General features: G+C 58.1%; 19 protein-coding genes. 17 read left to right on the forward strand and 2 right to left on the reverse strand.

What is annotated here, in order from left to right; genetic code table 11:
- Positions 1–2 precede the first annotated feature (2 nt).
- Both ubiG and LOY56_RS07285 read right to left on the reverse strand, forming a co-directional pair.
- Entirely contained in the window at positions 3–701 is a 699-nt protein-coding gene (ubiG, locus tag LOY56_RS07280) for a bifunctional 2-polyprenyl-6-hydroxyphenol methylase/3-demethylubiquinol 3-O-methyltransferase UbiG (protein ID WP_046042598.1), read from the reverse strand.
- 57 nt (positions 702–758) lie between these two features.
- Positions 759–2,093, reverse strand: coding sequence for a TRZ/ATZ family hydrolase (locus LOY56_RS07285; protein WP_258620762.1), 1,335 nt, complete (start codon positions 2,091–2,093; stop codon positions 759–761).
- A gap of 109 nt (positions 2,094–2,202) precedes the next feature.
- Between LOY56_RS07285 and mtnA the strand changes: the two genes are divergently transcribed.
- The 17 genes from mtnA to LOY56_RS07370 all read left to right on the forward strand — a co-directional run bounded on the left by mtnA (position 2,203) and on the right by LOY56_RS07370 (position 21,777).
- A complete protein-coding gene (gene mtnA / locus LOY56_RS07290; protein ID WP_258620763.1) occupies positions 2,203–3,279 on the forward strand; it encodes an S-methyl-5-thioribose-1-phosphate isomerase in 1,077 nt (358 codons plus the stop codon).
- Between the two features lie 303 nt (positions 3,280–3,582).
- On the forward strand, positions 3,583–6,267 hold the full coding sequence (gyrA, locus tag LOY56_RS07295) for a DNA gyrase subunit A (protein WP_258620764.1): 2,685 nt from the start codon (positions 3,583–3,585) through the stop codon (positions 6,265–6,267).
- A 228-nt stretch (positions 6,268–6,495) separates the two neighbouring features.
- Positions 6,496–7,581 carry a 3-phosphoserine/phosphohydroxythreonine transaminase gene (gene serC / locus LOY56_RS07300; protein WP_258620766.1) on the forward strand — a complete coding sequence of 362 codons (1,086 nt, stop codon included), beginning with the start codon at positions 6,496–6,498 and terminating at the stop codon, positions 7,579–7,581.
- Entirely contained in the window at positions 7,581–8,675 is a 1,095-nt protein-coding gene (gene pheA / locus LOY56_RS07305; RefSeq protein WP_030128742.1) for a prephenate dehydratase, read from the forward strand. Before serC ends, pheA begins: the two co-directional genes overlap by 1 nt.
- A gap of 12 nt (positions 8,676–8,687) precedes the next feature.
- Positions 8,688–9,800: a histidinol-phosphate transaminase gene (gene hisC / locus LOY56_RS07310; protein WP_258620767.1), complete on the forward strand. Its 1,113-nt coding sequence runs from the start codon at positions 8,688–8,690 to the stop codon at positions 9,798–9,800.
- 28 nt (positions 9,801–9,828) lie between these two features.
- Complete coding sequence (locus LOY56_RS07315; protein WP_258622582.1) at positions 9,829–12,036, forward strand: bifunctional prephenate dehydrogenase/3-phosphoshikimate 1-carboxyvinyltransferase; 2,208 nt, start codon at positions 9,829–9,831, stop codon at positions 12,034–12,036.
- Positions 12,033–12,722 (forward strand): (d)CMP kinase, encoded by a 690-nt coding sequence (cmk, locus tag LOY56_RS07320; RefSeq protein WP_258620770.1) that lies wholly within the window; start codon positions 12,033–12,035, stop codon positions 12,720–12,722. Before LOY56_RS07315 ends, cmk begins: the two co-directional genes overlap by 4 nt.
- A 120-nt stretch (positions 12,723–12,842) precedes the next feature.
- Positions 12,843–14,534, forward strand: a complete 1,692-nt coding sequence (rpsA, locus tag LOY56_RS07325) for a 30S ribosomal protein S1 (RefSeq protein WP_030128738.1) — start codon at positions 12,843–12,845, stop codon at positions 14,532–14,534.
- A gap of 217 nt (positions 14,535–14,751) precedes the next feature.
- Positions 14,752–15,030 carry a hypothetical protein gene (locus LOY56_RS07330; RefSeq protein WP_123357744.1) on the forward strand — a complete coding sequence of 93 codons (279 nt, stop codon included), beginning with the start codon at positions 14,752–14,754 and terminating at the stop codon, positions 15,028–15,030.
- A 149-nt stretch (positions 15,031–15,179) separates the two neighbouring features.
- A complete protein-coding gene (ihfB, locus tag LOY56_RS07335) occupies positions 15,180–15,476 on the forward strand; it encodes an integration host factor subunit beta (RefSeq protein WP_003369729.1) in 297 nt (98 codons plus the stop codon).
- A gap of 27 nt (positions 15,477–15,503) precedes the next feature.
- Positions 15,504–15,743, forward strand: a complete 240-nt coding sequence (locus LOY56_RS07340) for a LapA family protein (protein ID WP_258620772.1) — start codon at positions 15,504–15,506, stop codon at positions 15,741–15,743.
- 227 nt (positions 15,744–15,970) lie between these two features.
- Complete coding sequence (gene rfbB, locus LOY56_RS07345) at positions 15,971–17,047, forward strand: dTDP-glucose 4,6-dehydratase (RefSeq protein ID WP_258620773.1); 1,077 nt, start codon at positions 15,971–15,973, stop codon at positions 17,045–17,047.
- Positions 17,044–17,937, forward strand: coding sequence for a dTDP-4-dehydrorhamnose reductase (gene rfbD, locus LOY56_RS07350; RefSeq protein ID WP_258620775.1), 894 nt, complete (start codon positions 17,044–17,046; stop codon positions 17,935–17,937). The genes rfbB and rfbD overlap by 4 nt, the downstream gene beginning before the upstream one ends.
- Positions 17,934–18,824 (forward strand): glucose-1-phosphate thymidylyltransferase RfbA, encoded by an 891-nt coding sequence (rfbA, locus tag LOY56_RS07355; RefSeq protein WP_258620777.1) that lies wholly within the window; start codon positions 17,934–17,936, stop codon positions 18,822–18,824. Before rfbD ends, rfbA begins: the two co-directional genes overlap by 4 nt.
- A gap of 54 nt (positions 18,825–18,878) precedes the next feature.
- The gene (locus LOY56_RS07360; protein WP_258620779.1) at positions 18,879–19,802 is read left to right on the forward strand and encodes a glycosyltransferase family 2 protein; all 924 of its coding nucleotides are present in this window, start codon (positions 18,879–18,881) and stop codon (positions 19,800–19,802) included.
- Positions 19,799–20,761, forward strand: coding sequence for an SDR family oxidoreductase (locus LOY56_RS07365; RefSeq protein ID WP_258620780.1), 963 nt, complete (start codon positions 19,799–19,801; stop codon positions 20,759–20,761). Before LOY56_RS07360 ends, LOY56_RS07365 begins: the two co-directional genes overlap by 4 nt.
- Positions 20,758–21,777 (forward strand): glycosyltransferase family 4 protein, encoded by a 1,020-nt coding sequence (locus LOY56_RS07370; RefSeq protein WP_258620781.1) that lies wholly within the window; start codon positions 20,758–20,760, stop codon positions 21,775–21,777. The genes LOY56_RS07365 and LOY56_RS07370 overlap by 4 nt, the downstream gene beginning before the upstream one ends.
- The last annotated feature ends 102 nt before the right edge of the window (positions 21,778–21,879 follow it).

Below are 21,879 nucleotides of genomic sequence, written 5' to 3' on the forward strand. Positions count from 1 at the left end.
GCTTACTCCTCGCGCAGGGTCTGGATCATGTAGTTGACGTCGACATCGGCCGCCAGCTTGTAGTGTTTGGTCAGCGGATTGTAGGTCAGGCCGATGATGTCCTTGACGGTCAGGCCAGCCATGCGGCTCCAGGCGCCAAGCTCCGACGGGCGGATGAATTTCTTGAAGTCGTGGGTGCCGCGCGGCAACAGCTTCATGATGTATTCGGCGCCGACGATGGCGAACAGATAGGCCTTCGGGTTGCGGTTGATGGTGGAGAAGAACACCTGACCGCCCGGTTTGACCATGCGAAAGCAAGCGCGGATCACCGACGATGGGTCTGGTACGTGCTCTAGCATTTCCAGGCAGGTCACGACGTCGAACTGTTCAGGCATTTCTTCAGCCAGCGCTTCGGCGGTGATCTGCCGGTACTCGACGCTCACGCCGGATTCCAGCTGATGCAATTGCGCGACCGCCAGCGGCGCTTCGCCCATGTCGATGCCCATGACGGTGGCGCCGCGCTGGGCCATGGCTTCGCTGAGGATGCCGCCGCCGCAACCGACGTCGAGGACTTTTTTGCCGGCCAGATTGACACGCTCGTCGATCCAGTTGACCCGCAGCGGGTTGATGTCGTGCAGCGGTTTGAACTCGCTTTCGCGGTCCCACCAGCGATGGGCCAGGGCTTCGAATTTGGCGATTTCGGCGTAGTCGACGTTGCTCATGGTGTCAGTCCTCTAAAACTTGAAAAATCCTGTTGCCCCGGTTTTGGTCCAGGGTGCTTACGATTCGGTGTGGCCGCTGATGCGCTGGCCCCAGGCCTTGGCCGTGGCGCACAATTGCGCTTCATCCAGGCGGGTCAGGCGCCGGTCGTCGAGCAGTTGCTTGCCGGCGACCCAAAGGTGTTTCACGCAATCACGACCGGAGGCATAGATCAGTTGCGAAACCGGGTCGTAGACCGGTTGCTGCGCCAGGCCCGACAGATCGAACGCAACGATGTCCGCCGCTTTGCCGATTTCCAGCGAACCGACGTCTGTTTCGATTCCCAGCGCGCGAGCACCATTGAGCGTGGCCATGCGCAGGGCGCGATGGGCGTCCAGCGCGGTGGCGGAGCCGGCAACGGCCTTGGCCAACAGCGCGGCGGTGCGGGTTTCGCCGAGCAGATCGAGGTCATTATTGCTGGCCGCGCCATCGGTGCCGACCGCCACATTGACCCCAGCCTGCCATAAGCGCTCGACCGGACAGAAGCCGCTGGCCAGCTTCAGATTCGACTCCGGGCAATGAATCACACTGGTGTTACTTTCTACCAGCAGCACCAGGTCTTCATCGCTGATCTGGGTCATGTGAACGGCCTGTAGGCGCGGGCCGAGCAGGCCCAGACGGCCGAGGCGGGCCAGCGGGCGTTCGCCGCACTGCTCGACCGACTGCGCTACTTCGAACGCGGTTTCGTGGACGTGCATATGAATCGAGGCGTCAAGCTCTTCGGCGATCACCCGGATTTTTTCCAGGGTTTCGTCGCCCACGGTGTAGGGTGCATGGGGACCAAACGTGATTTTGATCCGCTCGTGATGCTTGAGATCGCCAAATAATTCGACGCCCTGACGAATGGCTTCATCCGCCGTGGCGGCGCCTGGAATCGGGAAATCGAGGATCGGAATGGCGATCTGGGCGCGAATGCCGCTGTTATGGACGCGTTCGCTGGCGATCTTCGGGAAGAAATACATGTCGGAGAAACAGGTGATGCCGCCTTTGATCTGCTCGGCGATGGCCAAGTCAGTGCCGTCGCGTACAAACGCTTCGTCTACCCATTTAGCTTCGGCCGGCCAGATGTGCTTTTCCAGCCAGGTCATCAGCGGCAGATCATCGGCCAGGCCGCGAAACAGTGTCATTGCCGCATGCCCGTGGGCATTGATCAAGCCAGGGCTGAGCAGCATGTCCGGCAATTCGCGGATTTCGGTTGCATCAAGCTTCAAGCCTGCCGCGCGCGGGCCGATGAATACGATACGACCGTCGCGGATGCCCAGGGCATGCTCTTTAAGGACCACGCCAGCCGGTTCGACGGGTACCAGCCAGGTCGGCAGCAATAATAGGTCGAGCGCAGCGGTGGGGGTCGGCATCGAAAGTCGGTTCCAGTGCTTTTGTAAAGGATGGCGAAGTATACCCGAGCGTCTTCGCGGGGGGATCGCTATAATCGGCGGCTTTTGTTCATGAGTGCGGGGTAAGTGGATGCGCGATCGACTGTTGGCTGCGGAGAAGGTGAAGGCCATCGATTGGCGTGATGGCGCCCTGTATCTGCTGGATCAGCGTATTTTGCCGTTCGAGGAAACCTGGATCGCCTACACCAGCGCTGCGGGTGTGGCCGAAGCCATTCGCTCGATGGTGGTGCGCGGCGCCCCAGCCATCGGCATCAGTGCGGCGTATGCCATGGTGCTGTCTGCCCGAGCCCGAATGGCCGAGGGCGGTGACTGGCAGGCCGCGTGGGAAGAGGATTACGCGTTGCTGGCTGATTCGCGTCCAACGGCGGTGAATCTGTTCTGGGCCTTGAGTCGCATGCGTGACCGCCTGGACCGCCTCAAGGAGGATGCAGACCCTCTGGCGGCTCTGGAAGCCGAAGCCATCGCCATCCATGAAAGTGATCGCGAAGCCAACCTGACCATGGCCCAACTGGGTGTCGACTTGATCCGCAAGCATCAGGGCAACGCCCAGGCGATCCTCACGCACTGCAACACCGGTGCGCTGGCCACCGGCGGCTTCGGCACGGCGCTGGGGGTGATTCGCGGGGCTTTCATTGAGGGTATGGTCGAGCGTGTTTATGCCGATGAAACCCGGCCGTGGCTGCAAGGTTCGCGATTGACCGCATGGGAGTTGGCCAATGAAGGCATTCCCGTGACCCTCAATGCCGATTCCGCCGCCGCGCACATCATGAAAACCAAAGGCGTGACCTGGGTGATCGTCGGCGCCGATCGCATCACCGCCAATGGTGACGTGGCGAACAAGATTGGCACCTATCAACTGGCGGTCAACGCCATGCACCACGGCGTGCGCTTCATGGTGGTGGCGCCGAGTTCGACCATCGACATGAACCTGGCCAGTGGTGACGAGATTCCCATCGAAGAGCGCGATGGCCGCGAGTTGCTGGAAGTCGGCGGCAAGCGGGTGGGGGCGGATGTCGATGCGTTCAACCCGGTGTTCGACGTGACGCCTGCGGATTTGATCGACGCGATCGTTACCGAGAAGGGTATCGTCGAGCGCCCGGATACGGCGAAAATGGCGCAGTTGATGTGCCGTAAGCGGTTGCATTAAAGGTATCTGGCGCGCGAATCGGGCTTGATAGTCCCTCTAAGCCCCTCTCGTCCCCTTCAAGCCTGCCACCAGTCAACTAACTACACTCCATGCGCGTCTGGGGGATAGGTGCGTGGCGGCTCTTGTGATAACATTCGGCGGTTTCCAGGGTAGCCTGATGTGGCTGCCTTTACTGCGCAGATCCATGGCATAACTCGTTGATTTGTCGTAAGTCGGTGCACGGCACTCAGTCTGCATCGGCGAGCTTCGTTCGTCCCATATGGATGTGACGAAGTTTCACCAGAAAAAGGAATCAGGCTTCTCATGGGCGAACTGGCCAAAGAAATCCTCCCGGTCAATATCGAAGACGAGCTGAAGCAGTCCTACCTCGACTACGCGATGAGCGTGATTGTCGGGCGGGCACTGCCGGATGCGCGCGATGGCTTGAAGCCCGTGCACCGGCGTGTGCTGTTCGCGATGAGCGAGCTGGGCAACGACTTCAACAAGCCGTACAAGAAATCTGCCCGTGTTGTCGGTGACGTGATCGGTAAGTATCACCCTCACGGTGATACCGCGGTGTACGACACCATCGTTCGGATGGCGCAGCCATTCTCGCTGCGTTACCTGCTGGTAGACGGTCAGGGCAACTTCGGTTCGGTGGACGGCGACAACGCCGCGGCCATGCGATACACCGAAGTGCGCATGACCAAGCTGGCGCACGAGCTGCTGGCTGACCTGCACAAAGAAACCGTGGACTGGGTGCCGAACTACGACGGCACCGAAATGATCCCGGCGGTCATGCCGACCCGTATTCCCAACCTGCTGGTCAACGGCTCCAGCGGTATCGCCGTGGGCATGGCGACCAACATTCCGCCGCACAACCTCGGTGAAGTCATCGACGGTTGCCTGGCACTCATCGACAACCCGGAACTGACCGTCGATGAGCTGATGCAATACATCCCTGGTCCGGACTTCCCGACCGCCGCGATCATCAACGGTCGCGCCGGCATCATCGAAGCCTACCGCACCGGTCGCGGGCGCATTTACATGCGTGCCCGTTCGATGATCGAAGACATCGACAAGGTCGGTGGTCGTCAGCAGATCGTCATCACCGAGCTCCCTTACCAGCTGAACAAGGCGCGTCTGATCGAGAAGATCGCCGAACTGGTCAAAGAGAAGAAGCTCGAAGGCATCACCGAGCTGCGCGATGAGTCCGACAAGGACGGTATGCGCGTCGTGATCGAACTGCGTCGCGGCGAAGTGCCTGAGGTGATCCTCAATAACCTCTACGCCCAGACCCAGCTGCAAGCGGTGTTCGGTATCAACATCGTCGCGCTGATCGACGGCCGTCCGCGGATCCTGAACCTCAAGGACCTGCTGGAAGCCTTCGTTCGTCACCGTCGCGAAGTGGTGACCCGCCGTACCGTGTTCGAGCTGCGTAAAGCGCGCGAACGTGGCCACATTCTGGAAGGTCAAGCGGTTGCCCTGTCGAACATCGACCCGGTCATCGCCCTGATCAAGGCCTCGCCAACGCCGTCGGAAGCCAAGGAAGCGCTGATCAAGACTGCGTGGGAATCTTCCGCTGTAGTTGCGATGGTTGAGCGTGCCGGTGCCGATTCGTGCCGTCCAGAGACTCTGGACCCGCAATACGGTCTGCGCGAAGGCAAGTACTTCCTGTCGCCAGAGCAGGCGCAAGCCATTCTGGAACTGCGTCTGCACCGTCTGACCGGTCTGGAACACGAAAAGCTGCTGGCCGAGTATCAAGAGATCCTCAACCAGATCGGCGAGCTGATCCGCATCCTCAGCAGCGCCACGCGCCTGATGGAAGTGATCCGCGAAGAGCTGGAAGTGATCCGCGCCGAATACGGCGATGTGCGCCGCACCGAGATTCTCGATGCCCGTCTCGACCTGACCCTGGGCGACATGATTCCGGAAGAAGAGCGCGTCGTGACCATTTCCCACGGTGGCTACGCCAAGACCCAGCCATTGGCTGCGTACCAGGCTCAGCGTCGTGGCGGTAAAGGCAAATCGGCCACCGGCGTCAAGGATGAGGACTACATCGCTCACCTGCTGGTCGCCAACAGCCACACCACGCTGCTGCTGTTCTCCAGCAAAGGCAAAGTGTACTGGCTGAAAACCTACGAAATCCCGGAAGCGTCCCGCGCTGCCCGTGGTCGTCCACTGGTCAACCTGTTGCCGCTGGACAGTGATGAATACATCACCACCATGTTGCCGGTCGAGGAATACACCGAAGGTCACTTCATCTTCATGGCCACTGCTAAAGGCACCGTGAAGAAGACCCCGCTGGAATCCTTCAGCCGTCAACGTAGCGTCGGCCTGATCGCGCTGGAGCTGGACGAAGGCGACGTGCTGATTTCTGCTGCCATTACCGATGGCGAGCGTGAAGTCATGCTGTTCTCCGACGGCGGCAAGGTCACTCGCTTCAAGGAAACCGACGTTCGCGCCATGGGCCGTACCGCTCGCGGTGTCCGCGGCATGCGTCTGCCGGAAGGCCAGAAGCTGATTTCCATGTTGATCCCGGAAGAAGGCAGCCAGATCCTCACCGCTTCGGCGCGTGGTTTCGGCAAGCGCACCGCGATCACCGAGTTCCCTGAATACAAGCGTGGCGGTCAGGGCGTTATCGCCATGGTCAGCAACGAGCGTAACGGCCGTCTGGTCGGCGCGGTCCAGGTGCTCGACGGCGAGGAAATCATGCTGATTTCCGACCAAGGTACTTTGGTTCGTACCCGTGTCGACGAAGTCTCCAGCCTGGGTCGTAACACCCAGGGCGTGACCCTGATCAAGCTGGCCAGCGATGAAACGTTGGTGGGCCTGGAGCGGGTTCAAGAGCCGTCGGAAGTCGAAGGCGAAGAGCTGGAAGGCGAAGGGCTCGAAGGTGAAGGGCTCGAAGGTGAAGAGGGTGCAGTGTTCGACGGTGAAGTTGTGATCGACGACGTTGCCGAAGACCAGCAACTCGACGCCGCCGCTGACGAAGAGCCGCAAGAGTAAGCGGGCAAGCAGGGGGCGGATGAAGATTCGCCCCCTTGTTGTTTGTTCTGTTTGAAAATTTGCGACACTGCACAGGATCGTTCCCACGCTCTGCGTGGGAATGCCGCTCGGGACGCTCCGCGTCCCATGACGCAGAGCGTCATTGGATGCATTCCCACGCAAAGCATGGGAACGATCATCCGCAGACCGAAAGATTTAAGTGACCACCAAATCAGAGCGAGATTGGATGTGAGCAAGAGAGCCTATAACTTCTGTGCCGGTCCTGCGGCGCTTCCCGAAGCTGTCCTGAAGCGCGCCCAGGGTGAACTCCTTGATTGGCATGGCAAGGGCCTGTCGGTCATGGAAATGAGCCATCGCAGCGATGAGTTCGTGTCCATTGCCACCAAGGCCGAGCAGGATCTGCGTGATCTGCTGAATATCCCCTCGAACTATAAAGTGCTGTTTCTGCAAGGTGGCGCGAGCCAGCAATTTGCACAGATTCCGCTGAACCTGTTGCCGGAAAATGGCACCGCCGACTATATCGACACCGGTATCTGGTCGCAGAAAGCCATCGAAGAAGCCTCGCGCTACGGCCACGTCAACGTTGCCGCCACCGCCAAGCCTTACGACTATTTCGCTGTTCCCGGTCAGAACGAATGGAACCTGTCGAAAGATGCGGCCTACGTTCACTACGCACCAAACGAAACCATTGGCGGCCTGGAATTCCAATGGATTCCGGAAACCGGTGATGTGCCGCTGGTGGCCGACATGTCCTCGGACATTCTTTCGCGCCCGGTAGACGTCTCGCGCTTTGGCATGATCTACGCCGGCGCGCAGAAAAACATCGGCCCGAGCGGCGTCGTCGTGAACATCGTTCGCGAAGACCTGCTGGGTCACGCCCGTTCCATTTGCCCGACCATGCTCAACTACAAGGTCGCGGCCGATAACGGCTCGATGTACAACACCCCGCCGACCCTGGCCTGGTACTTGTCTGGTCTGGTGTTCGAGTGGCTGAAAGAGCAGGGTGGTGTTGAAGCCATCGGCAAGCTCAATGAAGTGAAGCAGCGCACGCTGTACGACTTCATCGATGCCAGCGGCTTGTACAGCAACCCGATCAACAAGTCGGACCGCTCGTGGATGAACGTGCCATTCCGTCTGGCCGACGATCGTCTCGACAAGCCGTTCCTGGCCGGTGCCGACGAACGCGGCCTGCTGAACCTTAAAGGCCACCGTTCGGTGGGCGGCATGCGTGCCTCCATCTATAACGCCGTCGATATCGTTGCGGTCAACGCACTGATTTCGTACATGGCAGAGTTCGAGAAGGAACACGGCTAATGTCTGAGCAAGAACTCAAGGCACTGCGCCTGCGCATCGATGCTCTGGACGAAAAAGTCCTGGAGCTGATCAGTGAGCGCGCACGCTGCGCCCAGGAAGTTGCGCGAGTAAAGATGGCCTCGCTGGCCGAAGGCGAAGTGCCGGTGTTCTATCGTCCTGAGCGTGAGGCTCAGGTGCTCAAACGCGTGATGGAGCGAAACCAGGGGCCGCTGGGCAACGAAGAGATGGCGCGGCTGTTCCGCGAAATCATGTCCTCGTGCCTGGCCCTCGAGCAGCCGCTGAAAGTGGCTTACCTCGGCCCCGAAGGGACCTTCACCCAAGCGGCGGCCATGAAGCACTTCGGCCATGCGGTGATCAGCAAGCCGATGGCAGCGATCGATGAAGTGTTCCGTGAAGTCGCGGCCGGTGCGGTGAACTTTGGCGTGGTCCCGGTGGAAAACTCCACCGAGGGCGCAGTCAACCACACCCTCGACAGCTTCCTCGAACACGACATGGTGATCTGTGGCGAAGTCGAACTGCGCATTCACCATCACCTGTTGGTCGGTGAAAACACCAAGACCGACAGCATCAGCCGCATCTATTCCCACGCCCAGTCCCTGGCCCAGTGCCGCAAGTGGCTGGACGCCCATTACCCGAATGTCGAGCGCGTAGCGGTTTCGAGCAACGCCGAAGCGGCCAAGCGGGTCAAGGGTGAGTGGAACTCGGCGGCGATTGCCGGCGACATGGCCGCTGGTCTGTACGGGTTGACGCGTCTGGCCGAAAAAATCGAGGATCGTCCGGACAACTCCACGCGATTCCTGATGATCGGCAGCCAGGAAGTGCCGCCGACCGGCGACGACAAAACCTCGATCATCGTGTCCATGAGCAACAAACCCGGCGCGCTCCACGAGCTGCTGGTGCCGTTCCATGACAATGGCATCGACCTGACGCGCATCGAAACCCGTCCGTCGCGCAGCGGTAAATGGACCTACGTGTTCTTCATCGACTTTGTCGGCCACCATCGCGATCCGCTGATCAAAGGTGTGCTGGAAAAGATCAGTCAGGAAGCAGTAGCACTCAAAGTGCTGGGTTCCTACCCGAAAGCAGTTCTCTAAGGGCGGTAGCAAATGAGTGGCAATTTCCTCGCTCTGGCACAGCCGGGCGTGCAACAACTTTCGCCTTACGTTCCGGGCAAGCCCGTGGACGAACTGGCCCGTGAGCTGAACCTCGATCCGGCCAATATCGTCAAACTGGCGAGCAACGAAAACCCGTTGGGCGCCAGTCCCAAGGCATTGGCAGCGATTCGCGACGCGCTGGCCGAGCTGACCCGCTATCCGGACGGCAACGGTTTTGCGCTCAAGACCCTGCTGGCCGATCAGTGCCGCGTCGAGCTGAACCAAGTGACGCTGGGCAATGGCTCCAACGACATTCTGGAGCTGGTGGCGCGTGCCTATCTGGCGCCAGGCCTGAACGCGGTGTTCAGCGCCCATGCATTTGCGGTCTATCCGATCGTGACCCAGGCCGTTGGTGCCCAGGCAAAAGTGATCCCGGCCAAAGACTGGGGCCACGATCTGTCGGCCATGCTGGCCGCGATCGATGCCGATACCCGCGTGGTGTTCATCGCCAACCCGAACAACCCGACCGGGACTTGGTTCGACGCCCAGACGCTGGATGACTTCCTGCAGGACGTGCCGGCCCATGTGCTGGTGGTGCTGGACGAGGCCTACATCGAATACGCCGAAGGCAGCGACTTGCCGGATGGCCTGGACTTCCTCGCGGCCTATCCGAACCTGCTGGTTTCGCGCACGTTCTCCAAGGCCTATGGCCTGGCATCGCTGCGGGTCGGCTACGGCTTGTCTTCGGCCATCGTCGCCGATGTGCTGAATCGCGTGCGTCAGCCATTCAACGTCAACAGCCTCGCACTGGCCGCCGCGTGTGCTGCGCTGCAAGACGTCGACTACCTGGCCGAAAGCCGTCGCCTGAACGAATCCGGCATGCAGCAGCTGCAAACGGGTTTCCGTGAGCAGGGGCTGAGCTGGGTTCCATCCAAAGGCAACTTCATCTGTGTCGATCTGGGGCGCGTTGCGGCTCCGGTGTTCGAGGGGCTGCTGCGCGAAGGCGTGATCGTGCGTCCGGTGGCCAACTACGGTATGCCGAACCACCTGCGTATCACCATCGGTTTGCCGGCGGAAAACAGCCGCTTCCTCGAGGCGCTGGCCAAGGTTATGGCTCGTGGTTGATGTCACTGCGCTGCAATCTGCGCCACCTATGATCGGTCGCCTGGTGGTGGTCGGTCTGGGCTTGATCGGCGGTTCGTTTGCCAAAGGCTTGCGTGAAAGCGGTCTATGCCGCGAAGTGGTCGGGGTCGATCTCGACCCGCAGTCGCGCAAGCTGGCGGTCGAGTTGGGCGTGGTGGATCGCTGCGAAGAAGACCTGGCTAAGGCTTGCCAGGGCGCTGACGTGATTCAGCTGGCGGTGCCGATCCTGGCCATGGAGAAATTGCTCGCGCTGCTGGCGAGCATGGACCTGGGGCAAGCGATTCTGACCGACGTCGGTAGCGCCAAGGGCAATGTGGTGCGCGCGGCGACCGAAGCGTTTGGCGGCATGCCGGCGCGTTTCGTGCCGGGGCATCCGATTGCCGGTTCCGAGCAGAGCGGGGTGGAAGCCTCCAATGCCGAGCTGTTCCGTCGCCATAAAGTGATTCTGACGCCGCTGGATCAAACCGATCCGGCCGCGTTGGCAGTGGTTGACCGGTTGTGGCGCGAACTGGGCGCCGACGTCGAGCACATGCAGGTCGAGCGTCACGACGAAGTGTTGGCGGCGACCAGCCATTTGCCGCACTTGCTGGCATTCGGTTTGGTCGATTCGTTGGCCAAACGCAATGAAAATCTTGAGATCTTCCGTTACGCTGCGGGCGGTTTCCGCGATTTCACAAGAATCGCCGGTAGCGACCCGGTCATGTGGCACGACATCTTCCTCGCCAACCGCGAAGCTGTCCTGCGCACACTCGATACATTTCGCAGCGACCTCGACGCCTTGCGCGACGCGGTCGATGCAGGGGATGGGCACCAATTGTTGGGCGTGTTCACGCGCGCCCGGGTTGCCCGCGAGCATTTCAGTAAAATCCTGGCCCGCCGGGCCTATGTGGACGCTATGAATTCCAACGATCTGATTTTCCTGGCACAACCTGGTGGCCGCCTGACTGGGCGGATTCGTGTACCGGGCGACAAATCGATTTCCCACCGCTCGATCATGCTCGGTTCCCTGGCCGAAGGCGTCACCGAAGTGGAAGGTTTCCTCGAGGGCGAAGACGCTCTGGCGACCCTGCAAGCTTTCCGCGACATGGGTGTCGTCATCGAAGGTCCGCACCATGGTCGTGTGACCATCCACGGCGTCGGCCTGCATGGCCTGAAGCCTGCGCCGGGCCCGATCTATCTGGGCAACTCCGGCACCTCGATGCGTCTGCTGTCTGGCCTGTTGGCTGCGCAGAACTTCGACAGCACGCTGACCGGCGACGCTTCGCTGTCCAAGCGTCCGATGAATCGCGTGGCCAATCCGCTGCGTGAAATGGGTGCCGTGATCGAGACCGCCGCTGAAGGTCGTCCACCGATGACCATTCGTGGCGGCAACAAGCTCAAGGGCCTGACTTACACCATGCCGATGGCCAGCGCCCAGGTTAAATCCTGCCTGTTGCTGGCGGGTCTGTATGCCGAAGGCAAGACCACCGTCACCGAGCCGGCACCGACTCGCGACCATACCGAGCGCATGCTGCGTGGCTTCGGCTACCCGGTGACCGTCAACGGCGCGACTGCCTCGGTCGAGTCCGGCCACAAGTTGACCGCGACCCACATTGAAGTGCCGGGCGATATCTCGTCGTCGGCGTTCTTCCTGGTGGCGGCGTCGATTGCCGAAGGTTCGGAGCTGGTGCTTGAGCACGTCGGCATCAACCCGACCCGTACCGGTGTGATCGACATTCTGCGCCTGATGGGCGCTGACATCACCCTGGAAAATCAGCGTGAAGTCGGCGGTGAACCGGTAGCTGACCTGCGCGTACGGGCAGCTAAACTCAAAGGTATCGAGATCCCTGAGGCGCTGGTTCCACTGGCGATCGACGAGTTCCCGGTGCTGTTCGTGGCTGCTGCATGTGCCGAAGGGCGCACCGTGCTGCGCGGCGCCGAAGAACTGCGCGTGAAGGAGTCGGACCGGATTCAGGTGATGGCGGATGGTCTGCTGGCGCTGGGCGTCAAGTGCGAGCCTACCCCGGACGGCCTCATCATCGACGGCGGCCAGATCGGCGGCGGCGAAGTGCACGGTCACGGCGATCACCGGATTGCCATGGCCTTCAGCGTGGCCTCTTTGCGCGCTAGCGCGCCGATCCGCATCCATGATTGCGCCAACGTCGCGACCTCGTTCCCGAACTTCCTCGCGCTGTGCGCGCAGGTTGGTATCCGTGTGGCGCAAGAGGCTCAATCGTGATCAGCATCGCACCGGTCATCACCATTGATGGGCCAAGCGGCTCTGGCAAGGGGACTGTCGCCGGCATGCTGGCCAAGCGCCTGGGCTGGAACCTGCTGGATTCCGGTGCGCTGTATCGATTGCTGGCGTTCGCGGCGCATAACCATGGCGTCGACCTAACCAATGAGGAATTGCTCAAAAAACTTGCCGCTCATCTGGATGTGCAATTCATCGCGGCGACCGACGGTCAGCTGCAGCGCATCATTCTGGAAGGTGACGAAGTCAGCGATGTCATTCGTACTGAAAGTATCGGCTCGGGTGCTTCGCAGGTCGCTGCGTTGCCCGCCGTGCGTGAGGCGCTGCTGCAGCGCCAGCGTGCGTTCCAGGAAGCGCCGGGCCTGGTGGCCGATGGTCGCGACATGGGCACGGTGGTATTTCCCGACGCGCCATTGAAGATTTTCCTCACCGCCAGTGCCGAGGAGCGTGCGCGCCGTCGATACTTGCAGTTGAAGGGCAAAGTCGATGGTGTTAGTCTGTCGAGTCTGCTAGATGAGATACGTGCACGCGATGAGCGTGACACCCAGCGAGCGGTAGCCCCGCTCAAACCGGCGGCTGACGCCATACAGCTGGATTCCACGGAATTATCCATCGATCAGGTGCTGGAACGCATCATGAGCGAGATCGCCATTCGCGATATCGCCGGGTGACCAAGAAGGCCGCAGGAGACCAGTCATAGTCCTGCGGTGGCTTCTTTTAAATGAAACTAACCCACACCGTCTGGGGTGTGGAGATGGGCGTATTCTTCGCCCTCATCAACAGGAATTAAAATGAGCGAAAGCTTTGCGGAACTCTTTGAAGAAAGCCTAAAAACCCTGAACCTTCAGGCAGGCTCCATCATCACCGGTGTTATCGTTGATATCGATTACCAAGCTCGCTGGGTAACCGTTCACGCTGGCCTGAAGTCTGAAGCACTCATCCCGCTTGAGCAGTTCTACAACGACGCTGGCGAACTGAACATCAACGTCGGTGACGAAGTTCACGTTGCGCTGGACTCGGTTGAAGACGGCTTTGGTGAAACCAAGCTGTCCCGTGAAAAAGCCAAGCGCGCTGAATGCTGGATTGTTCTGGAAGCAGCCTTCGCAGCCGAAGAAGTGGTCAAGGGCGTTATCAACGGTAAGGTTAAAGGCGGCTTCACTGTCGACGTTAACGGCATCCGTGCGTTCCTGCCAGGTTCTCTGGTTGACGTCCGTCCAGTGCGCGACACCACGCACCTGGAAGGCAAAGAGCTGGAATTCAAGGTCATCAAGCTCGACCAGAAACGCAACAACGTTGTCGTTTCCCGTCGCAGCGTCCTCGAAGCCGAGAACTCCGCCGAGCGTGAAGCTCTGCTGGAATCCCTGCAGGAAGGCCAACAAGTCAAAGGTATCGTCAAGAACCTCACCGATTACGGCGCATTCGTCGATCTGGGTGGCGTCGATGGCCTGCTGCACATTACCGACATGGCTTGGAAGCGTATCAAGCATCCTTCCGAAATCGTCAACGTTGGCGACGAGATCGATGTCAAGGTTCTGAAGTACGATCGCGAACGCAATCGTGTTTCCCTGGGCCTCAAGCAACTGGGCGAAGATCCATGGGTTGCTATCAAAGCCCGCTACCCAGAAAGCACTCGCGTTACCGCTCGTGTAACCAACCTGACCGACTACGGCTGCTTCGCTGAGCTGGAAGAAGGCGTTGAAGGTCTGGTACACGTTTCCGAAATGGACTGGACCAACAAGAACATCCACCCTTCGAAAGTCGTACAAGTCGGCGACGAAGTGGAAGTCATGGTTCTGGACATCGACGAAGAGCGTCGTCGTATCTCCCTCGGCATCAAACAGTGCAAATCTAACCCATGGGAAGATTTCTCTGGCCAGTTCAACAAGGGCGATAAAATCTCCGGCACCATCAAGTCGATCACCGATTTCGGTATCTTCATTGGTCTGGACGGCGGCATCGACGGTCTGGTTCACCTGTCCGACATCTCCTGGAACGAAGTGGGCGAAGAAGCCGTTCGCCGTTTCAAGAAGGGCGACGAGCTGGACACCGTTATCCTGTCGGTTGACCCAGAGCGCGAGCGCATCTCCCTGGGTATCAAGCAACTGGAAAGCGATCCGTTCTCCGAGTACGTTCAAGAGAACGACAAAGGCGCCATCGTTAAAGGCATCGTGAAAGAAGTTGACGCTAAAGGCGCCATCATCACTCTGGCCGACGATATCGAAGCGACTCTGAAAGCCTCCGAAATCAGCCGTGACCGCGTTGAAGACGCGCGCAACGTTCTGAAAGAAGGCGAAGAAGTAGAAGCCAAGATCATCAGCGTTGACCGCAAGAGCCGCGTAATCCAGCTCTCGATCAAGTCGAAAGACGTTGAAGACGAGAAAGAAGCCATCCAAAGCTTGAAAGACAAGCCTTCGGATAGCATCGCTGCTGGTCCTACCACTCTGGGCGACCTGTTGCGTGCACAAATGGAAAAACAGAACTGAGTTCTGTCAGGCCATAGAAAAAGGGCGACTTCGGTCGCCCTTTTTTGCGCCTGCGATTTGATGAATCTCAAGCGTGCTGATGCTGCGATATTTCTTTCGCGAAACCAATGATCTGCATAAGCTGTCTGTAACTTCATACAGGTCAATCGTCTATTCAAGGCTAGGCTTAGTCTGAAGTGAACGATCGCAGGGCAGTGCGCCCGGCATAAGGAAATAAATGAACAAGCTCATTGTCGTGATAGCAGTACTGACATTGGCGGGCTGTACCACCAATGCCAAGACTCATGCGGTACGCGGAGTCAGTGGCATAGAGATCGATTGTTCAGGGCTGGGCTCAGGATGGGAGAGGTGTCACAAGCGAGCCGCCAAGGAGTGTAAGGGTGCAGGCTATAAAGTCGTCGTAAGATCCGACGATGCAAAAGAAGAGGATGAATTCCCTTTCGGCTTCAATCCAGCGGGTTATCTGACGCGGACCATGCTGGTTATCTGTCGATGAGTAGGGGGTTGAGCAAGCCCGTGCTGCTCTGAAGTCGGGCTTCTCATTGTCAGGGTCGATATGTCAAGAACTCGGGCTGTTCAAATTCCTCCGGGCATGCTAAAACCTTTGAAGCGCTGATCTAGCTGCTTGAAAAAGAAGGGAAAAATATGACGAAGTCGGAGTTGATCGAACGAATTGTCACCCATCAAGGGCTGCTCTCATCCAAGGATGTGGAGCTGGCCATCAAGACCATGCTTGAGCAAATGTCCCAATGTCTGGCCACCGGTGATCGAATCGAGATCCGTGGGTTTGGCAGCTTCTCCCTGCACTATCGCGCACCGCGCGTAGGTCGCAATCCTAAAACCGGTCAGTCCGTCAGCCTCGACGGCAAATTCGTTCCGCATTTCAAACCAGGCAAAGAACTGCGCGATCGCGTGAACGAGGACGAGGAGGAAGGGCTTTGACAGCTGCCGCACTTCAAGGAACCGCTGATGCATAACCTCAAGCGTGTACTTCTCGCTGTATTTGTTCTGTTGCTCGTTCTCGTCACCCTGGCATTCATTCTTGAGAACCAGCAAGGCGTGTCATTGCTGTTCCTGGGCTGGGCGGGTCCACAGTTGCCGGTGTCGCTGATTCTGGTGATTGCGCTGCTGATCGGTATGGTGATAGGGCCGATACTCGGCTGGTTTCTGGGACGCACGTCCAAGGCGTCACGCAAGCGCCTTGTCTGATAGCGAAACGCCTGTTGTATGTATCGAATTTGTGTCACAGCTTGTCCATATCCATTAGTAAAACCTTCATTAAGCTGTAAAATGCTGCGCTTGGTCGATAGGGCATTCCCGAATCGGTTCAGACTGACTTTGTCAGAAGCCACGGCTGACTTTGATGGCTTTTGCATTCATGGATTTGACAGTGCGCGGTTGGCGGTCCTGTCAGCAACTTAAGGGTATGGTTTCGCGTGAAAATTCTAGTTACCGGCGGCGCCGGGTTTATCGGCTCGGCAGTCATTCGTCATATCATCTCCAACACTAACGACTCTGTCGTTAACGTCGATAAACTGACTTACGCCGGTAACCTTGAGTCGTTGGCCGAAGTCAGTCAGAACTCGCGTTATGTATTCGAACGCGTCGACATTTGCGACCGCGATCAAGTCGATCGTGTCCTGCGTGAACACCAACCGGATGCCATCATGCACCTGGCCGCAGAGTCCCACGTTGACCGCTCGATCTCCGGTCCGTCTGAATTCATCCAGACCAACATCATCGGCACCTACACCTTGCTGGAAGCTGCGCGCCATTATTGGGCTGCGCTGGATGATGCGCGTAAAGCCAACTTCCGCTTCCACCATATTTCCACCGACGAAGTCTACGGTGACCTCGAAGGTCCGGAAGACCTCTTTACCGAAACCACGCCGTATCAGCCAAGCTCGCCGTATTCGGCCAGCAAGGCCAGTTCCGATCATCTGGTTCGCGCCTGGGCTCGTACTTACGGCCTGCCGACCCTGGTCACCAACTGCTCGAACAACTACGGTCCATGCCACTTCCCTGAGAAGTTGATCCCGCTGATCATCCTCAATGCACTGGAAGGCAAGCCGCTGCCGGTTTATGGCAAAGGCAATCAGGTCCGTGACTGGCTCTACGTCGAAGACCATGCCCGCGCACTTTACAAAGTCGTGACCGAAGGCGTGATCGGCGAGACCTACAACATCGGTGGCCATAACGAGAAGCAAAACATCGAAGTGGTGCATACCCTGTGCGCACTGCTCGACGAACTGCGTCCGGATTCCGCTCATCGTCCACATGCCAGCCTGATCACCTACGTTCAGGATCGCCCGGGCCATGACCAGCGCTACGCAATCGACGCCAGCAAAATTCAGCGCGAGCTGGGTTGGACGCCGGAAGAAACCTTCGAAACCGGTATTCGCAAGACCGTCGAGTGGTACCTGAATAACACTGAATGGGTCGCTCACGTGAAGAGCGGCAGCTACCAGCAATGGATCGACCAGAACTACACGGATCGTTCGGACAACGCATGAAAATTCTCCTGTTGGGAAAAAATGGCCAGGTAGGCTGGGAGCTGCAACGCTCCCTTGCGCCGCTCGGTGAATTGATCGCCCTGGACCGTCACCCGGTCGATGGTTTGAGCGGCGACCTGTCTGATCTCGATGCACTGCGCGCGACGATCCGTCAGGTCAACCCCGACATCATCGTCAACGCAGCGGCTTACACTGCTGTCGATAAAGCCGAGTCCGAGACTGAGCTGGCCGACTGTGTGAACGGTCAGGCGAGTCAGGTCATGGCTGAAGAAGCAGCGTCCCTGGGCGCCTGGCTGATTCACTACTCGACCGACTACGTGTTCAGCGGTGAAGGCCTGAAGCCATGGCAAGAAACAGATGCCGTCGCCCCGGTGAATCATTACGGCGCGAGCAAACTGGCCGGCGAGCAAGCGATTGCTGCCTCGGGTTGCAAGCACCTGATCTTCCGCACCAGCTGGGTCTATGGCGCGCGCGGCAACAACTTCGCCAAGACCATGCTGCGCCTGGCCAAGGACCGCGACACCCTGAGCGTTATCGCCGACCAGATCGGTGCCCCGACCGGCGCGGATTTGATTGCCGACGTGACGGCGCTGGCCATTCAGCGAGTCATTCAGCGTCCTGAGCTGGCGGGCCTGTATCACCTGGCGGCCGCCGGCGAAGTGTCCTGGCACGGCTATGCCAGCCATGTGATCGATTTTGCCAAGGCCAACGGTGAAGAACTCGCGGTCACGTCAATCAATCCGATAGACACAACCGCCTACCCAACACCGGCGCGCCGCCCTCTGAACTCACGGTTGAGCACTCAGAAGCTGCGCGACAATTTTTCTCTGCACTTGCCAGATTGGCAAAGTGGTGTCACCCGAATGCTTACGGAAGTTCTGAACAAATGAAGACGACAAATCGTAAAGGCATCATCCTCGCTGGCGGCTCGGGCACTCGTCTGCATCCGCTGACTCTCGGCGTTTCCAAGCAGATGCTGCCGATCTACGACAAGCCGATGATCTTCTATCCGCTGTCGGTGCTGATGCTCGCCGGCATGCGCGAAATCCTGATTATCTCCACCCCTGAAGACCTGCCATGTTTTCAAAAATTGCTGGGTGATGGCAGCCTGTACGGCATCAAGCTGACCTACGCCGAGCAACCTAGCCCGGACGGCCTAGCACAAGCCTTCATCATCGGCGAAGAATTCATCGGCCAAGACCCTTGCTGCCTGATCCTAGGCGACAATATCTTCTACGGTCAGCACTTCTCGGAAAACCTGCGTTCCGCCAGCACCCAAGAGCACGGCGCGACTGTATTTGGTTATCACGTGTCCGACCCGGAGCGTTTTGGTGTCGTCGAGTTCGACGCGGCCGGCCGCGCCTTGAGCATCGAAGAGAAGCCGCTTAAGCCGAAATCCAGCTACGCGGTGACGGGGCTGTACTTCTACGACAACCAGGTCGTCGAAATCGCCAAGAGCATCAAGCCGTCCGAGCGTGGCGAGCTGGAAATCACCGACGTTAACCGCGTGTACCTCGAGCAGAACACCCTCAATGTAGAAATGCTCGGACGCGGTTTTGCCTGGCTGGACACGGGGACTCACGACTCGTTGCTCGAGGCCAGTCATTTCGTGCACACGATCGAGCACCGTCAAGGCTTGAAAGTGGCCTGCCTGGAGGAGATCGCCTACCATAACGGTTGGATTACCGCTGAACAGTTGGGCGCTCAGGCCGATAAGCTGAAGAAGACTGGCTATGGTCAGTACCTGCAAAAACTGCTGGATTTGGATTCCCTCTGAGTCGAGAGGGTTTACTTTCAAACCTAGCGTTTAATCCGAGCAAGCAGGAATAGCATGCCAGTAAAACATCCCAAGGTTGCAGTTTTGCTGGCTGCGTACAACGGAATGCAGTGGATTGAGGAGCAATTGGTCTCGATTCTCGGCCAGTTATCGGTCGACGTTACCCTGTACATTAGCATCGACCCCTCTACTGACGGCACCGAGGCGTGGTGTAGAGCTTATGCGGCTGAGCATCCAGCAGTTGTAGTGCTTCCGGATGCCGACCGCTTCGGCGGAGCATCGCGCAACTTCTTTCGGTTGATCCGGGACGTTGACTTCGATGGCTACGACTTCGTCGCCTTTGCCGACCAAGACGACATCTGGTATCCCGATAAGCTGCACAGAGCAACCCAGGTGTTGCAGGCACGAGGAGTAGATGCCTACTCCAGTAACGTGACGGCGTTCTGGCCAAACGGCAGAACCCTGCTGCTGGACAAGGCGCAGCCTCAGGTCGCCTGGGATTTTTTGTTCGAGGCAGCCGGGCCTGGCTGCACCTATGTTTTTAGAAAAAGCCTGATTGAAGCCTTGAAAGGCTCGATGCTCGCCAACTGGCAGCAACTGCAAGGTGTAACTTTGCATGATTGGTATTTCTACGCCTTTGCGCGCAGTTATGGTTACCGTTGGTATATCGACCCGTTACCCAGCATGGATTACCGGCAACACGAGCGTAATCAGGTCGGTGCCAACACAGGCCTGAGTCCGTTGATCGCTCGTTACAAAACCATTCATGACGGTTGGTGGTTCGGTCAGGTTCACCTGATTGCAGATCTGGTGGGGCAGGGGACGAAGCCCTTTGAAGGCGTCTTGCTGCAATTACGGCGTACGGAACTGATGAAACTGTCCTTCAGTGCCTGGCAATGCAGGCGCCGGGTACGGGACAAGATTTTCTTCTTTTTTATCTGTTGGTTCACCGCGTTGATAGGAAACAAAGCTCAATGACAGCCCCAAAGGTATTGGTCACGGGGGCAGGCGGTTTCGTGGGTGAGGCGCTGGTTTTCAGGATGTTGGTGGACAAACAGTTCGCTCCGATCGCAGCCGCTCGCAGTCCCACCCGGTTACAGGGTTTATGCCCGGTTGTACCCTTTGATCTGAATGATCCTGAAGCCTTGTCTGAGTTGAAGGAAGTAAGTGCGGTCGTCCACGCGGCGGCCAGAGTTCATGTGATGAACGAAATCGCTTCTGATGCCTTGGCCGAGTTTCGCAAGGTCAATGTGGAGGGCACTCTTCGGTTGGCAAAGCGCGCCGCTGAATCGGGAGTCAAACGCTTCATCTTCATCAGTTCGATCAAGGTCAATGGCGAAAGCACCCTGCCAGGCAAGCCGTTCAAGGCTGACGATACTCCGGCCCCGGCGGATCCTTATGGCGTGTCCAAGCACGAGGCTGAACAAGGCCTGAGACAACTTGCTCGTGAAACTGGAATGGAAGTGGTGATTATTCGCCCGCCATTGATCTATGGGGCAGGGGTTAAAGCCAATTTTCTGAGCATGCTGCGCTGGCTCAACAAAGGTATTCCGTTACCGTTGGGAGCGGTCCGGAATCAGCGTAGCCTTGTGGCGATCGGAAACTTGGTGGACCTTGTAATCAGCTGTATCGATCATCCTGCCGCAGCGAACCAAACCTTTCTGGTCAGTGATGGCCAGGACTTGTCCACAACTGAAATACTACGTCGCCTGGGCAATGCGCTCGGGACAAAAGCCTGGCTCTTGCCATTGCCAAAGTGGTTGCTGGTAGTGGCGGCTTCGGCATTGAGAAAGCAATCCGTTGCTCAACGGATCTGCGGGTCATTGCAGGTCGACATCAGCAAAAATCGTGAATTATTGGGGTGGACCCCCCCCATCAACATGGATGAAGCCATGCGCCAAACCGCAGGTCACTATCTGGACGCGCAGACGAAATGACTTTTTTGTGGCTGCTACTAGCAGTATTCGTTGTTTCCTGGGGGCTGACGCTTGTTTTACGTCGTTATGCTTTGGCCAATAGCTTGATGGATACACCAAACGAGCGCAGCTCTCACTCTGTGCCTACTCCTCGGGGTGGAGGTGTAGCTATTGTTGTCGCCTTTCTGTTGGCGCTTCTGATCCTTCGGGGGCTTGATTTGATGAGCCTGGCGACGCTCGTTGGTTTGCTGGGGAGCGGCTTGTTGGTCGCGCTTATCGGTTTTGCCGATGATCACGGGCATATCGCTGCAAGGTGGCGCCTACTAGGCCATTTTGCTGCCTCAATATGGGCGTTATATTGGCTGGGAGGCTCTCCTAGCGTCACGCTCTTTGGTGTCACCCTTGATCCAGGGTGGATTGGGAATATTTTGTTTGTGCTGTATTTGGTCTGGATGCTGAATCTTTACAACTTCATGGATGGCATTGACGGCTTGGCAAGTGCTGAAGCGATCAGTGTCTGCCTCGGAATGTTGCTGGTCTATTGGTTTGGCGCAAACCTCGAACTGGCGTGGGGGCCTCTGGCTCTGGTGGCAGCGGTCGCGGGTTTTCTCTGTTGGAACTATCCGCCGGCGAAAATTTTCATGGGAGACGCAGGCAGTGGTTTTTTGGGGATTGTATTGGCAGGGATGTCCATTGAGGCAGCCTCCAAGTCGCCCGAGTTGCTCTGGAGCTGGTTGATCATGCTTGGCGTTTTCATTGTTGATGCGACGTGGACCCTGATGCGCCGGCTTTTGCGAGGTGAAAAAGTATATGAAGCCCACCGCAGTCATGGTTACCAATATGCCTCTCGCAAGCACCGTAGCCATAAAACAGTAGTGCTGGCATCGATCACTATCAATTTTGTATGGCTCATGCCGTTATCGATCGCTGTAGCAAGTGGATGGATTTCCGGATTTTTTGGTATGGTCGTAGCTTATGCTCCACTGCTATTTATCGCATGCACCTACAAAGCTGGAGAGTCGGAGCAAGTAGTGTAATTAAAAAGCGTCAGAAACACATATCAACACAAGTTTGCATGGTCGCCTCTCTTGTAAAGAGAATGTACCTGCCGCTGATGTTGTGATATTTGCAGGTCGCTA

The organism is Pseudomonas sp. B21-048 (assembly GCF_024748615.1).
GTDB lineage: Bacteria > Pseudomonadota > Gammaproteobacteria > Pseudomonadales > Pseudomonadaceae > Aquipseudomonas.